Source organism: Flavobacterium chungangense LMG 26729 (genome assembly GCF_000735715.2).
GTDB classification, from domain to species: domain Bacteria; phylum Bacteroidota; class Bacteroidia; order Flavobacteriales; family Flavobacteriaceae; genus Flavobacterium; species Flavobacterium chungangense.
The window spans coordinates 25,247-40,317 of record NZ_JASY01000013.1 but is presented as its reverse complement, the minus strand read 5'-3'; the positions used below and the strand labels follow the sequence as shown (position 1 = coordinate 40,317).

Genomic DNA, 15,071 nt, shown 5'->3' with positions numbered 1-15,071 from the left:
TTGAAAAGCCAATACTAACTTTCTAAACCATCTTTCATGTTTTGAATGTAAGCCGCTTTTTGAATTTGAGCTCTTTTGATAACAGAAGGCTTAATAAAAGCAGTACGTGCTCTTAATTGACGAACAGTTCCTGTTTTATCAAATTTTCTTTTATAGCGCTTTAATGCTCTATCGATATTTTCTCCGTCTTTAATTGGTATAATTAACATAATATTGACACCTCCTCTCGTTAAGGGTGCAAAAGTAAATATTAATTATGAATTACGAGTCATAAATTAATATTTTTTTTCGAGAAGATAAAATCGATCATTAATATTCCTTTATTCTTTCAATAAATTTCTCGAAATTACCAGTTTCTGAATCTCAGTAGTTCCTTCACCTATAGTACATAATTTTGAATCTCGGTAAAATTTTTCGACTGGAAAATCTTTAGTATAACCATAACCTCCGTGAATCTGCACCGCTTCGTTAGCCACTTTTACACACACTTCTGAAGCATACATTTTTGCCATAGCTCCTGATGTTGTAACGGGCTTATGCTGCTGTTTCAAAAAAGCGGCCTTATGCAATAACAGCTCTGAGGCTTCAATTTCGGTAGCCATATCTGCCAATTTAAATGAAATTCCCTGAAAATTACTGATTGGCTGACCAAACTGATGTCTCTCTTTCGAATATTTAAGTGCCGCTTCATATGCTCCTTTTGCAATTCCGAGTGACAGGGCTCCAATTGAAATTCTTCCACCATCTAATATTTTCATAGCCTGAATAAACCCCTGACCTATTTCTCCTAATCTGTTTGAATCCGGTACACGACAATTATCAAAAACCAATTCAGCAGTTTCACTTGCTCGCATACCTAATTTATTTTCTTTTTTTCCTGATGTGAATCCAGGCATTCCTTTTTCAAATACAAAAGCGGTCATTCCTTTCGAATCTCCTTTTTCTCCTGTACGCACAACTACAACAGCGATATCTCCTGAAATTGCATGTGTGATAAAATTTTTAGCCCCATTTATGATCCAAAAATCTCCATCTTTGACTGCAGTTGTATTCATTCCACCTGCATCAGAACCTGTATTATGTTCTGTTAAGCCCCAAGCTCCTATATGTTCAGCGGTTGCTAGTTTAGGCAACCATTTTCTTTTTTGTTCTTCATTGCCAAAAGTTAAAATATGGTTTGTGCATAATGAATTATGCGCCGCAACTGACAATCCTATGGATGGATCAACTTTTGAAATTTCCTCTACTACAGTGATATATTCATGATATCCCAAACCAGATCCTCCGTATTCTTCAGGAACCAAAACCCCCATAAAACCCATTTCTCCTAATTTTTTGAAAAGCGGAATTGGAAATATTTGTGCTTCATCCCATTCCATTATATAAGGTCTTATATTTTTTTCAGCAAAATCTTTTATGGATTGCGCAATCATAGACTGCGTTTCATTGTAATCAAAATTCATTGTAATCTGTTTTAGAACTCCAAATATAAACCAATTATATTTGCTTTTTCAACAGGAAAGCCTTTAATATTTATCAAATCCTCAATATTTTTAATATTTCCGTTCATGCTCCTGTAAGTTACAATTTGTTTTGCCAACGTATATCTAAAATACGGAAATTGAGATAATTCCTTTAAAGATGCATCATTTACAGGGATTTTTTTAATTTTTGGAAAGGAAGAAACTCTAAAATGTTTTTTTAATTCAAGTACAATTTCTGGAGAAAGTCCCCAAACATCATTAATTTGTTCCATTGAAACAAAAGCCTCTAAACTTTCTTTTTGTTTTAAAATCCGCAATGACAATGCTTCTCCAATTCCATTAATCTTCATAAAATCATCCTGATTCGCCTGATTAATATCTAAGATTGTAAATTTTTCTTTTTTAGAAAAGGTTTTATGAGCATATTCATTATCGTACATTTTGACAGTTTTTTTATTCTGAACCCAATTTGGAAATTTGAAATAGGGTGAAATTGCATTTAATAAAGAATCTGAAATCTTAGTTACATCTTGGAATTCTTTTGCTGAATTCACATATTTATTTTCTTTTCTAAATGCAAAAAGCCTGTCTATTTCCTGTATTGACATTCCTAATTTATAGCCTTTATAATCCGAAATAAAATTTGGATTAAAAAAATATACTTTAGGCTTTTTATCCTTTTGAATTGTTTTTAATGAGTCTACTTCAGATTGCAAAGCCAGCCACTGTTCTTTTTCAGGAGAGTTTTTTTCAGTCTGACTGAAATCCGAGAAAAAATAAAATAGCTGGAGAGCTACAATCAATATAAGTAGAAAAAAAATTCCTGTACGCTGTTGACTTGTAAACTTAAAATAAAGAGCTATGTTTTGAAAGTTCATTTTAAAAAATTTAATAAAGACTATAAAAATATAAATTTATTAAGAAAATACACCTTTAAATTCTTTTAATAATTATAATAAGTTCATTCTTTATTAGAAAAAGCTTAAAAGATTGGAAGCAAGACAGCACTTTTCTTATTCTATTTAGCAAAAAACTAAATATTTTATAACTTAAAACCACATAATTGTTTTTATTTTTTACAAAAAAGAATACATTTGAAGCTTAATAACGATAAACCATAAATAAATATGTCTATTTGGAAACGAAAATCATTAGCTCAGCTTTTATCCGAAGCCGCTGATTCTGAAAAAGGATTAAAAAGAACATTAACTGCCTGGTCACTGATTGCATTAGGAATTGGCGCCATCATTGGAGCTGGTCTATTTGTAAGAACAGCTACTGCTGCTGCTCAGAGTGCCGGTCCATCAGTAACAATTGCTTTTATTGTTGCCGCTATAGGATGTGCCTTAGCAGGATTATGTTATGCAGAATTATCCTCATCTATTCCAATTTCAGGTAGCGCATACACTTATACTTATGCTACGATGGGAGAATTTTTGGCCTGGATAATAGGTTGGGATTTAATTCTTGAGTATGCAGTTGGTGCCGCAACAGTTGGAATTGCATGGAGCGAATATCTCAACAATTTACTGGTCAATGTTCTACATGTTAGTCCTATCCCTTTTTCACTTTCCCATTCTCCTTTTCAATCAAATCTGGAAACAGGCGAGCATGGAATAATCAATTTGCCTGCTTTATTTATTGTTGCAATTATTAGTTTATTATTGATAAAAGGTATACAAGAATCGGCTTTTGTAAATGGTATTATTGTGATTGTAAAAGTTGCAATTGTTATCCTTATAATAGTTATTGGCTGGAATTTTATAAATCCTGCAAATCATGAGCCTTACATTCCACAAAGTTCTATTTTTACTGATGAACACGGTATTGACCATAGTTACGGAGGAATTATGGGGATTTTAGGAGCAGCGGGTACTGTTTTCTTTGCTTTTATTGGGTTTGACGCTGTAAGCACTGCTGCACAGGAAACTAAAAATCCTAAAAAAGCAATGCCAATTGGTATATTAGGTTCTCTTGCAGTTTGTACATTATTATACATTCTTTTTGCTCACGTTTTAACCGGTGTTGCAACAGTTGAAGATTTTAGAACAGGCGGAAAAGAAGCCTCTGTTGCATTTGCAATCAACAAATATATGATTGGTTATGAATGGTTAGGGCAATTAGTAACTGTTGCTATTTTAGCAGGATTTTCTTCAGTAATTTTAGTAATGCTATTAGGTCAATCCAGAGTTTTTTATGCTATGGGTAAAGATGGTTTACTTCCAAAAGCTTTCAGTGATGTTCATCCAAAATATAAAACACCATACAAAGCTAACCTAGTTATTTTAGTAATTGTTGGTTTATTTGCTGCGTTTATTCCTGGTGATATTGTTGGAGATATGACAAGTATCGGAACCTTATTTGCTTTTGTCCTAGTATGTATCTCTGTGATTATTTTACGAAAAAAAGAGCCAAACATGGTTAGAGAATTCAAGACTCCATTTGTTCCTTTAGTGCCTTTATTAGGAGTTGGTGTTTGCTGTGCAATGATGTACGGTTTAGGCTGGACTAACTGGCTAAGACTATTTGCTTGGATGGCACTGGGTGTTATTATTTATTTTGCATATGGAAAGAAAAATAGCGTTTTAAACAAATCTGATAAATAGTTTAAATTTTAAGGAAAAAAAGGGATTATAAAGCAAAACTTTATAATCCCTTTTTTTTATATCTAAGCATTTTTACAAATCAAAAACTGATGTTCTTTTCGCCCGAATTAAATCTTTTAGCTTAATCCAAAATGCAAGAGTAAGATAGACTCCAAACCCCAAACCAGCTGTAACAAACGAGATATAGATAAAAAATAACCGGACATTTGTCACACGCATTCCAAGCTTATCCGCCAATCTGGAAGATACATGAAAACCATACTTTTCGAAAAAGAATTTAAGTTTTAAAACGAGAGACATACAATATTTATTTTTTTCAAAAGTACAAAATTATCTATTGACTCATTTTCTTAATTATCTAATTATTTTTAAGCAACTCCATTCCTACAGCGCATTTCATACAGCCATTTACATCACAATATTGACTTTTAAGCTGTAATAAAGATTGTGTTTCAAAAGCATTTTCTGAAGAAACTCCAAAAGATTTAAATTTATCAATAATTGAGTTTTTCTCTGGAGAAATCCCGTCCAAAATTGAAATTAAATCTTCTGCAATCGATTCATTTACCGTTTTAGCATAGGCAAATTGCAAAGGAACAATCGTATTTATCACCAATAAATCTATAAATGAATTAGACAATGATTTTGTTTTATTTGGACTTTCTTTATCAAATTGGTAATGATTTTGCCAATATAAACTGGTCGAAACATCAAATATTTTATAAATACTATTGATAGATTTCAATTCAATTATTTTAGAAAACAGGTTTTGGTGCCGGTGATATAAAGCTGCTAATTGAGATAGGCGAATGGTTGGAAAATTATCCGGTCTATGCTTAAAAAACTGAACAGGTTCTGTATACACTTTTTCTATTTGGTATTTATGTAAAAGATAAAAATACCTAAATTTTAAATCCTTGAAATAAACATCTTCTTTATCAGAATCTAATAATCCTGTACTTCCAAAAAACAAAGCTTCCAGATTTTCCTGGTCAAAGCTTTCTTTTCGAATAATTGAAAACGGAATTGCTTTTGCAAATTGCAAAAATGCGTTTCCATTGGTATTTAAACCAAAATTTTTAGCTAACAAACAAAATAAAACAGCTTCCCAGTCCTGATTTGTTTCTTTTAGCAAATTATAAATAGATTGTGATTTTCTTTCTAATCGTTCAAAGAATAAGCGTTCCTGCCAATTTTTAAAAACAAAACTCTGTATTTTTGAAATTTGTTTTTCACAATATATCCACGATTTGGGAGATTTTAAATTATTATAATTTGAAATTGTTTCAGAAGACACATACTTCTTTAAAACCAAAACGGGTATTTCTACATTATTTTGTCTGTAAATATCAGCGTCGTGTTCCCAAACTACATGCAAAATGACATTTTCATAAGCCGGATCTTTTTCATGAAGATGTAAATACCAATCAGATGATTTTAAATGCATTTCAACATTTCCTGCCCATTTTTGATCTCCTATTTTTATTTGGGCATTAAAAAAATCAGGTCCGGCAAGTTCCAGATAATTACCAGTGTTTATAATCGTAATTTCTTCCTGATTTATAGTTCTTAAATTTAGAGTATCAAACTTTTTAAACTTCCAGAGATAATGAAGAAAATCTTCTTTCATTTTTTTAGACTTTATATCGGTTTACAATATTCTAAAGTACAAAAAATAGTATAAATATTACAATTAAAGAAATATTGATTTAAAAATAGTCCGAAATTATTTCAATAAATATAATTTTGCACATGCCCTGGCATCAGATAATGCTTCATGATGATTAAGCTGAATTCTCATTTCCCGACAGCAATCACTCAATTTGGTTGGTTTTACCCCTTTTGCTTTATAAATTTTCACAGTACATTCCCATTTATTAGCAATATTCAAATCTTCGTAATGCAAACCATAGAGTGCCATGGATTTAATTAAAACATTCCGATCGAAACTTTCATTGTGAGCCACTACTACTCTATTTTTCAAACGTTTTTCAATTTCAGGATATACCTGTAAAAAAGTTTTTGCATTTATGGTGTCGCGAGGATATATTCCGTGAACCTGAATTGTAAAAGGATTATATTCGTTATTAGGCGGCTTGATTAAAGTAACAAACTCATCTACAATAATTCCGTTTTCTACAGTAACAATTCCAACTGAACAAGGATGATATGATGTGGCCGTTTCAAAATCTATAGCAGTAAAGGTCAATTTGATTTAAGTTTTATGATTTACATTTTTAATTGCAGATTTCAGCAATTCTATTTTGCAAATTTAGGACTTTACCTTTTCTTTTAGTCTATTGCACGTTAAAAAGTAGATTATATATTTGAATAACACATACTAAAAAGGATAACCAATTGCAATATTAAAAATCAAATTCTCTTTCCTCCATGAACCGCTGCCAAAATTAATATCATCTAGTACCCATCTTTCATTTTCAGGCAAATACGGTTTTCTTAAAGGAAAAGCTAAATCAGTTCTTAAAACCAGAAAAGATAAATCAAATCGCAATCCAGCACCTGCTCCTACTGCAATTTGTTTCATAAAGTCTTTGGTGATTTCTGCTCCGGGCTTATCAGGATCAGCGTTTAAAAGCCAAATATTTCCTGCATCTACAAATATTGCACCTCTAACGATACTGAAAAGTTTTGCTCTATATTCTGTATTAAATTCCAATTTCAAATCGGCAGACTGATCGGGTAAATAAGTACTTGATGTAGGTTCTGCTTTATAGCTCCCCGGACCTAAAGATCTTGCTCTAAAAGCACGAATACTATTGGTTCCTCCCACAACAAACTGTTTCGTTGCAGGCATTGCTGTAGAATTTCCATAAGCATACCCTGCACCTAAAATAATTCGGCTGGCCAACTCGCTTTCCTTTCCAAGTTTCAGATAATGTCTGAAGTCTGTTTTGATTTTTACATATTGACTAAAAGGAACATCTAAAATCGTTTTTTGATTATCTTTTTTAACATCAGCACCTGTTACTAGTCCTGTAATATTTCCTGCCAGATCTAATTCTCCATTAAAATAAATTGTATGTTTTCTACGTTTTTGCATAGTATTCGTAAACGTATATTGATAAGTTGGACCAAAAATCAACTGTTTTTCAATTACCCTCCCCAAGGCTGGATCCTGATCAATGTCTGCCTGATATTCCGGTGTTACATTATTTGGACTCACATATGTAATATCTATTACGTTTAGCTGATGCTCTTTTCGAATATCTTCTTTCCATAAATACCCCAAAGAAGCATTAAAGGAATTTAAAGCATAAAGCTGTGTTCTGTTTTGATATTCATATCGCAATGTTGCTTTTGTTCTTGGTACAAATCCGCTAGGTCCTTCAATATTAAAAGGCGTAATAAATCTTGGCCAGGTTAAACTTGTTTCTGCTCCAAGTTTATAAATATTGTTTCCTTTATTTTGTCCTGCCAATTGAAAATCTGCTCCGCCAAAAACAGATACCGTAAGTAATTCTGCACCACGAAATAAATTTCTGTTGTTCCAGTTGACATTGATTTCTGAACCTGTATAGCTAGCTGAATTTGTTTTTCCCAGCACCTCAACCCGAATGAACTTTTTTGGTAATAATGTTAAATAATAATAGGAATCCAATGTATTTTTTAAACTATCAGAAACTTTAAACTCATTTTTAACGAAATTAAATGTCCCAAGATTCACAAAACGGTTTAAAGTTAAATTGTGATCTTTCCGATTGTATAAATCTCCTTTTTTAAAATAAATTGTCCTTTCAAAAACCCTTGGCCTAAAAGTATCTGCTGTATCAATTATCGTGAAATCTTTATACTGAACAATGTCATCTTTTTTATATTGTACACTATCTTTTGAAATAGAGAAATTTGGATAAACAATGATTTTATCAATTTTGTAAGCTATTTTGGCTTTCTCCGGCGTTTCTTCTTTTATCTTTAATTTTATATTGACCTCATAATCTCCTTTTGTGCTATCTACCTGAGCTAAAATATAATCAGGATTAAAATAATAATATCCTTTCTGCTTAAGTCTGCCATCAATACGTTCACGCTCTGCTTTTATAACATCTAAATCGTATGGATTCCCGGGTTTAAGTAAACTTCTGCGGCTTGTTCTTGCAATTGCTTTACCCAAAGCAGATGAATCTTCAGGAAATTTCACCTCTTTTATTTTATATTGTCTTTTTGGCTGAACTGTATACTCCGCCGTTACTCTTTTATTTTTGGCAGTAGAGTCAGCACTGACACGTGTTTTAAAATAGCCTCTATTTTCGGTAAAATTCCTTAAAACTGACGAATTATAATCTAAATCTACCTGACTAAAAAGGACAGGCGCTTCGCCCACTTTGTTTCGTAACCAATATCTAAACCCTTTTTCTTTTTTGGGCTCTCCGGCAAGATTGTAAATCCATAATTTAGGACGTAAACCTAGTATTTGTTTAGTTGGTTTTGGGCGTAATAAATCCTTTAATTCTTTTTCAAGTGCTTTTCTGTCTTTCTTTTTTATCACAGAATCTTTGACCGTTACAGATGCTCCGGTATATAACAATTCTCCTTCTGGTAAATATTTAGTGTTGCTGCATCCAAAAACAAAAAACAGGGAAAGCGCAATACAATATCTGATATATCTGTTTTCCATAATATTATGTTTTTTGCTCATTACCCTCAATTTGATCTATCTGATTTTTTTCCAGTTTCTTTTTTTCCTTTTCTTCTTTCTCTTTTAGTTTCCTTTTTTCTTCACGAAGTTTTTCTTCTCTGATCATTTCTTTTTCTTCAGCACTGCGATGAAAAAGTTCGCGAAATTTATTGTAACTCATTGTAATAATAAAAGCTACTCCTGTCTCAACAACCTGCCCTTCTACTGCAACCTGATATTCGTTTTTACGATACGCCCGCACCATGTAGCGACCATCTTTGGTCAGTTGATAATCTAATGCAACATCTCCGGCAATATTTGTACTTTCTTCATTGGCACGCTCCTGCCCTTCAACGCCAAAGCTGCTTCCAACAGTAACTTTTAATCTGTCGTTAAGGAGTTTTTTGGAAACACCAACATTTAAATCGGTTCTGTTTTCTCTTGTCCCTGAAGTATAATCATCTGTAGATTCCAGATCAAATTCTAACTCAACGCCTTTTATTAACTCTCCGGCAAGATCATTCAGTTGCTGAGACAATATCTTACTTACACTTTGTCTGGCTAATGATTCAGCACTCGTTCCTCCGCTTTCACTTGCAAAAGGATTTTCTCCAATGAACCTGTTCAGTAATAAAAGTGCAAAAACCTGTTTATTCAACTCAGCCGGTTCTTGTCTTAACTGCTCCAGTTTTGCTTGTGAAGCCGTAACAATATCTGATGAGACATTATAATTTCCATCAGGCAGAATAATGTCAAAAGAGATTTCAGGTTTTAACAATTCACCCTTCATTTTCAAATGCGTCTCAAACGGAATTTTTTGTTTGTATGTATTTCTAATTGTTGGACTTACCGCTAATTGATTCCCTAACAAATCGATTGGTGCAGTTTCTACTTTATAGATTGCCGTAATATTTAAAGTTGCCATTGTTGGTTCTCCATTCCAGGTTATTGAGCTTCCTTTCTGAATATCAAATTTTCTTCGGATCATATTAAAATTCATTTCATAAGCTCCTTCCGAAAATTCATATTTCCCTGTTAAAGTTGTTTTTCCTGAAGGATCAATTCCGCCCGTAAGCTGTGCTTCTCCTTTTAAATTCAGGTAATCTCCATTTCCTTTATCGATAACCAATGTTAATTCAGCTTCTTTGTCGATTGTAATATCTACACTAACATCCATCCCTTTTAGCGGAGATTGATTTAGTTTGTTCTCCATTTCAACCGTTTGTTTCAGATACAAATTATCCTCATTGACAAACTCTACAATTCCTTCACGATCTGCAATAGAAGGATCTGATTGAGGCAGGACAACAGAGAATTTTGTTTCTTCATTGATTTTGATATTTCCTCCAATAACCGGACTGTCTAATGTTCCTTTGATATTGAGTTTGGTATCTAAAAATAAATCTCCATAAAACAAATCATTGTCTGCTGCTTTAGAATTTATTGCGCGGAAATTATCTGCAGTTACAGTTAGTCCAAAATTATAATTCTTGAAATCAGGAGACTGAATTGTTCCGTTTACAGACAATTCATTGTCGTTTTGATCGTATAATGTAAACTTATCAAAAGTAATCACGTCATTATTGAAAGTAATTTTTTCCTGATTTGTTTTAAAATAAGAATTCAGCTGTGTGATTCTAAAACCGGTATCATTAAAATTTAGTTCCCCTGAAACTTTTGGGCTTGATGTAGTACCAACGATTTTAAAATTACCCGACAAATAACCTGTTCCTTCGGTAATATTTTCCATAGTAAATCCCTGAATACTCTTAATAGTCAATTTATTAATATCAACATTAAAGTCTAAATTACCATCACTGATTCTGTAATTTCCCTTTACATTTACATCATTTTCCTGTCCGGTCAGCATTACATTTGCAGCCAGTACATTATTGGTTTTATTATCAACTTTTACTTCAATATTTCCAACTGCCTCACCTCTGAATGCAAAATCATCAATTTTTAAATCTGATGTAAAAGTGGGACTGGTCATTACATTTTCGACAACTGCGTTTCCGTTAATCAAACCTTGCATCAGCAATTTATCTTTTTTGACCATATTTAAAATAGTCTCGATTTTAAAATTTTCAAAATCAACCTGCAACGGTGCATTATTCTGAGTTCCCTGAGATTGAATTTTTAATTCATTTCCGGCATTTTCTAAATAAAACTTATTAATATAAAGCCTTTTATCTCCAATTTCAACAGCGTTTTCAGGATCGATATTCCATTTTTCATAATTCAAAACGAAATTTTCGGCATCAATTTTAAGGATGTTTTTAGAATTTTCTGCCTTAAACACACCCGCGATAAAATATTGTTGTTTTTGTTTCGCATCCTGAATTTCAAGCGCATACGTCAAATTATTATTTTCAACTTTTCCGGATAAACTTGTAAACGGAACTTTTATCGCACCACTTTCAATAGTGGCAACAGAAACCCTATATTCTAACGCATTTTCTTTGGCCTCTATATTTATTTTTCCGTCTGAAATTGTGTTTGTTCCATAAACAATTCTCGGAATCGTTCCTTTTATTTCTAAGGTGTCGGTAACATTATTGTATTTCCCTGTTATATTGACCGGTTCTAAACCAGTTAATTTAGGAATCAGTTTAAAGAGTATCGGATCGTTATCAATTTTTAATTTAAAAGTCAGTCTTTGTTCATCTGATTCTCCGTTTACTTTCGGATTTTTCAAATCAATGTATTTTGATAATGATTTTTTTATGGCTGAAGTCAGTGTTGTCAATTTATATTTTCCATCTGCCTCAGCTTGTAAAAACTGTGAAGATATTTTGATATTGTTTCTCGTATTATCTGAAAAAGCAATTACACGAACCGAATCCAAAACAATAGGTTCGGTATCTTTTAAAATTTGCACGTTTGAAAGAAACACTTTTCCGTTTAGAAAATCAGGATTACTGTTGGCGACGTCAGCATCAATATTTCCTCTTAATTTCATTGGCCCTGCATGAAGATTCAATTTTTCCAAATCGGCAATATCCAGATTTAGTTTTAACTTGATTGATGGATATTTTTGCTTTGTATTTCCGCTAGCTGTCAGCTTAAAATTTAAATTTGGATCGCTCATACCTGATTTTACTGCAAAAGATCCGTTTTCGATATTCCCTTTTAAAGCCAAATCTCTGTAAGTATATCTGTTGAAAACTGCTTTTTGTACAATTCCATCCAATTCTGCTACTGCAGTTTCAGGATCCATACCTTTTCCTTTTACTTTTGCTTTGAGCGTAATTTTTCCGATGGAATCATTTTTTATCAATCTTCCCAAATCAAAATCAAGCAGGTAAACTGTTGCATCGTATTTCTCCTTTTTTTTAATGCGCTGGTCAAATAAAGCATCTATTTTGGCATTTCCAAAAGTGCTGTTTAAAGCCAAATTGGTTTTAAAATTCTGAACTGAACCTTTAAATTTTCCATTTAGATTAAATTGTGAAGGCAACTGAATATTCTTCGGAATGGTTCCTTTGGGAACAAAAGAATATACATCTTTTGATGTGCTTGAAAGTTTTTTAATATTCAGATCATAATTGGCTTTTTGGGCATCTGGCAAACCGATAATTTTTCCAGAAAGGGAAACTTTGGTCGTGCCAATTCCGCTCATTTCGAACAATGGGATGTTCAGATTTTTTAGTCTTCCGTTTAACCGCGTATTTAAATATAAAATCGCGTTTGGATTATCCCTGAACGGATTTGTTTTATGCAAATCAGGTGCAAATAATAATATGTCTTTAAAACCAACTTTTGAATCTTTTAAATTAGCATCTATAACCAGATTAGGAAGATCTTTTTTTAATGCTGCAAGTGAAGAATATCTCAGCTTAATTTTGTTTTGTAAAAGTGTTTGAGGTGTTCTTATGTATAAATTATCCAGAGATGCATTTTTTGGATCATAAAAGAAATTGGTTTTTAATGACTGAATCTGTAATCCTCTCTTTTCATTTGCTGAAAGCGATTTTATATTTCCTGAAATGGTATCATTTCCATAATATAATTTAGCTGCCTGAAGATCAAATTTACTCAAATCCAAATGACTGTAATCAATCCCTTTTTGAGTTGGTTTTGATTCCATATTATCAAATTTGAAAGCAATATTTTGTATCCTAACATCTTTTAATTTTACTTTCCAGCCAGCTTGTTTGATAGAAGTCGAATCGAGACTTGGGGTCTTCAGTTGTTTGTCTTTTACTCCTAATCGTAAATTGCCTCTTAGGTTTTTCAATTCGAAAGTATCGAAGTCCAAAAGCTGTTTGTTCAAATCAATTTCATTAACATTCAGATTCAAACTTCCCAATTTTATCCCTGAATCCAGTCTGGAATCTTTATTATCATAAGAAACATCAATTTTTGATAAACGAATTTTATTTAATTTTAATCTAAAGTCCTTCCTTTTCGAAATTGTATCCACTGTTTTTACAGAAACTTCAGCAATTTTTTCAACCGCATCCTGATCCAATACCAATTTCAATCCGTTTAAGTTAATATTCGGAATATCGAAATTCATTTTATCCAGATCAAAATTGTTGAAATAGGTGTCAAAATGTAACAATTTTACTTTCACATCATTTTTAGCAAAATCATCTTTGAAATTAAAACTTACATTATCCAGATTTACTTTTACAACAGCTATTTTGAATGGTTTACTGTCCGGATCTTTCGGTTCTTTTGATTCGAAAGCTTTAATAATATAATCGAAATTAAATATGCCATTTTTATCCCTGTATATATTGGCTTTTACATTTTCCAGAGAAACAGAATTAATTTCAAGTTCACTGCTTATCAGTTTTACCAGATCAACATCAACTTCTAATCGCTTTCCTGACAGCAAAATATTCTTTTTTTGATCTTCAAAATAAAAACCTTCCAGAACTACCTCTTTTGGAAATTTTATCGCAATTTTATCTAAGGAAACTTTTGTTTTAATTTTTTTATGCAGGAAAGTAATCGCTTTATCCTTAGCATAATTCTGAACAGAAGGGACCTGAATTAAAATAATAAGAAGTAATAAAAGTGCAATTACAGAACCCACGCACCAAAGTAGAATACGTAGTGTTTTTTTAAAATAATGAATTGTCTTTTTATTCATACGTCAATAAAACACATTAGATTGAAATTGCGTTATCGAAAGTGTGTATCTCTACAACTTACAAAATTGTTAATTTTAAGTTCTAAACAATTTACATAATTACACGCAATTATTCTAAAATTTTAGTGACAAATAATCATGCCATAATTTATCAGGATGACTGTTAAAACTTAATTGAAGGTTGTTTTTTTTCTAAAAGTTTGATTTTTTGCTGAAGCTTAGCCAAAAATTTCTGATGCTGCTCAGACTCAGGATTAAAACTTCGATGATGCAGACTCTTTTGTATGTCTTCGATTTCCTGCATTGTCAACAAGCCATCCTCTGAAATATAGTTTTCACTGAATTTATGCCAAATATAATCGATTGCTACTTTATTGGGATGTAACATATCTTCTGAATAAAAACGATAGTCCCGAAGTTCATCCATCATGATCTCATATGAAGGAAAATAGTCCTGAGCCATGAAATGTGAATTATTAGTTTTTAAAACCTGATGCAATGCTGTAAATAAATGTGATTTACTAAGCTGATTTTCTGCAAAACCGTCTTTTATATGTCTAACGGGAGAAACAGTAAAAATAAATTTCACATTTGGATTTAGAACCTGAATTAAGTCGATGGTAGTCTGAATACTTTTCTGAATTGTATCGACCACTAATAATGCTTTGCAAAATTGTTTTTGAGGTACTTTATGGCAATTGGCAACAATTTGATCGTTTTCAATACTTCTGTAAACCCAGGAAGTACCGTATGTGATAATTATATGTGTAGCTTCCTGTAACTTATTATAAGTTTGGGTAATGGCTTTATTTAACGTTTCAAGTAATTCTTCTCTGTCTGAATTGCTTAAATCCGAATGTACTTCAAAACTATGCCAGCGCTCATTGTGAAAAAAAACATCTTTTTCCTGAAAAAAATGTTTTTCGCAGACTCTTTGAAATAATTTTTCAATTGAAAGCGGATTAAAAATTATCCCAAATGGATTAGTTGCATTTTGAAACTTAAAATAATCCAGTTTATCTGCCATGTTTTCTGCAAAACAAGAGCCAATGGAGAGTATATTCGAATTATAATCAATTGGAATACTGCTTTTTGAAATTGGGATTTGGGTTCTGAAATACATGGTTTGTAATTTAAACACGAATTTCACGAATTTTCACCAATAAAAAAACCAAATACAAAAAGTATTTGGTTTTTTATAGTTCTTAACAGAGTCTTTTCATTTTTAATAAAAAAAACCA

Annotated in this window: 10 protein-coding genes; 1 reads left to right on the top strand and 9 read right to left on the bottom strand. The window is 32.0% G+C overall.

All coding sequences use genetic code 11. From position 1 onward, the window contains the following. Positions 1–14: 14 nt before the first annotated feature. The 3 genes from rpsU to JE46_RS18395 all read right to left on the bottom strand — a co-directional run bounded on the left by rpsU (position 15) and on the right by JE46_RS18395 (position 2,362). Positions 15–209, bottom strand: coding sequence for a 30S ribosomal protein S21 (gene rpsU / locus JE46_RS18405; protein ID WP_007807454.1), 195 nt, complete (start codon positions 207–209; stop codon positions 15–17). Positions 210–320: 111 nt separating this feature from the next. Beyond that, positions 321–1,463: an acyl-CoA dehydrogenase family protein gene (locus tag JE46_RS18400; protein ID WP_031456755.1), complete on the bottom strand. Its 1,143-nt coding sequence runs from the start codon at positions 1,461–1,463 to the stop codon at positions 321–323. A gap of 11 nt (positions 1,464–1,474) precedes the next feature. Continuing rightward, entirely contained in the window at positions 1,475–2,362 is an 888-nt protein-coding gene (locus JE46_RS18395) for a ComEA family DNA-binding protein (RefSeq protein WP_031456754.1), read from the bottom strand. 249 nt (positions 2,363–2,611) lie between these two features. Here JE46_RS18395 and JE46_RS18390 point away from each other — a divergent pair, with 249 nt between their 5' ends. Continuing rightward, positions 2,612–4,090, top strand: a complete 1,479-nt coding sequence (locus tag JE46_RS18390) for an amino acid permease (RefSeq protein ID WP_031456753.1) — start codon at positions 2,612–2,614, stop codon at positions 4,088–4,090. A gap of 72 nt (positions 4,091–4,162) precedes the next feature. Here the strand turns inward: JE46_RS18390 and JE46_RS24535 are convergent, their stop codons facing one another. From JE46_RS24535 to JE46_RS18360, 6 genes are all read right to left on the bottom strand, one after another. After that, positions 4,163–4,390 (bottom strand): PspC family transcriptional regulator, encoded by a 228-nt coding sequence (locus JE46_RS24535; protein ID WP_031456752.1) that lies wholly within the window; start codon positions 4,388–4,390, stop codon positions 4,163–4,165. Positions 4,391–4,448: 58 nt separating this feature from the next. Beyond that, entirely contained in the window at positions 4,449–5,720 is a 1,272-nt protein-coding gene (locus JE46_RS18380; protein WP_031456751.1) for a DUF2851 family protein, read from the bottom strand. A gap of 96 nt (positions 5,721–5,816) precedes the next feature. Then, positions 5,817–6,299, bottom strand: a complete 483-nt coding sequence (locus JE46_RS18375) for a 3'-5' exonuclease (protein WP_035136818.1) — start codon at positions 6,297–6,299, stop codon at positions 5,817–5,819. 132 nt (positions 6,300–6,431) lie between these two features. Then, the gene (gene tamL, locus JE46_RS18370) at positions 6,432–8,747 is read right to left on the bottom strand and encodes a translocation and assembly module lipoprotein TamL (RefSeq protein ID WP_031456749.1); all 2,316 of its coding nucleotides are present in this window, start codon (positions 8,745–8,747) and stop codon (positions 6,432–6,434) included. Beyond that, positions 8,731–13,830 carry a translocation/assembly module TamB domain-containing protein gene (locus tag JE46_RS18365; protein WP_031456748.1) on the bottom strand — a complete coding sequence of 1,700 codons (5,100 nt, stop codon included), beginning with the start codon at positions 13,828–13,830 and terminating at the stop codon, positions 8,731–8,733. Before JE46_RS18365 ends, tamL begins: the two co-directional genes overlap by 17 nt. A 163-nt stretch (positions 13,831–13,993) precedes the next feature. Then, complete coding sequence (locus JE46_RS18360) at positions 13,994–14,953, bottom strand: GSCFA domain-containing protein (protein ID WP_031456747.1); 960 nt, start codon at positions 14,951–14,953, stop codon at positions 13,994–13,996. Positions 14,954–15,071: the final 118 nt, after the last annotated feature.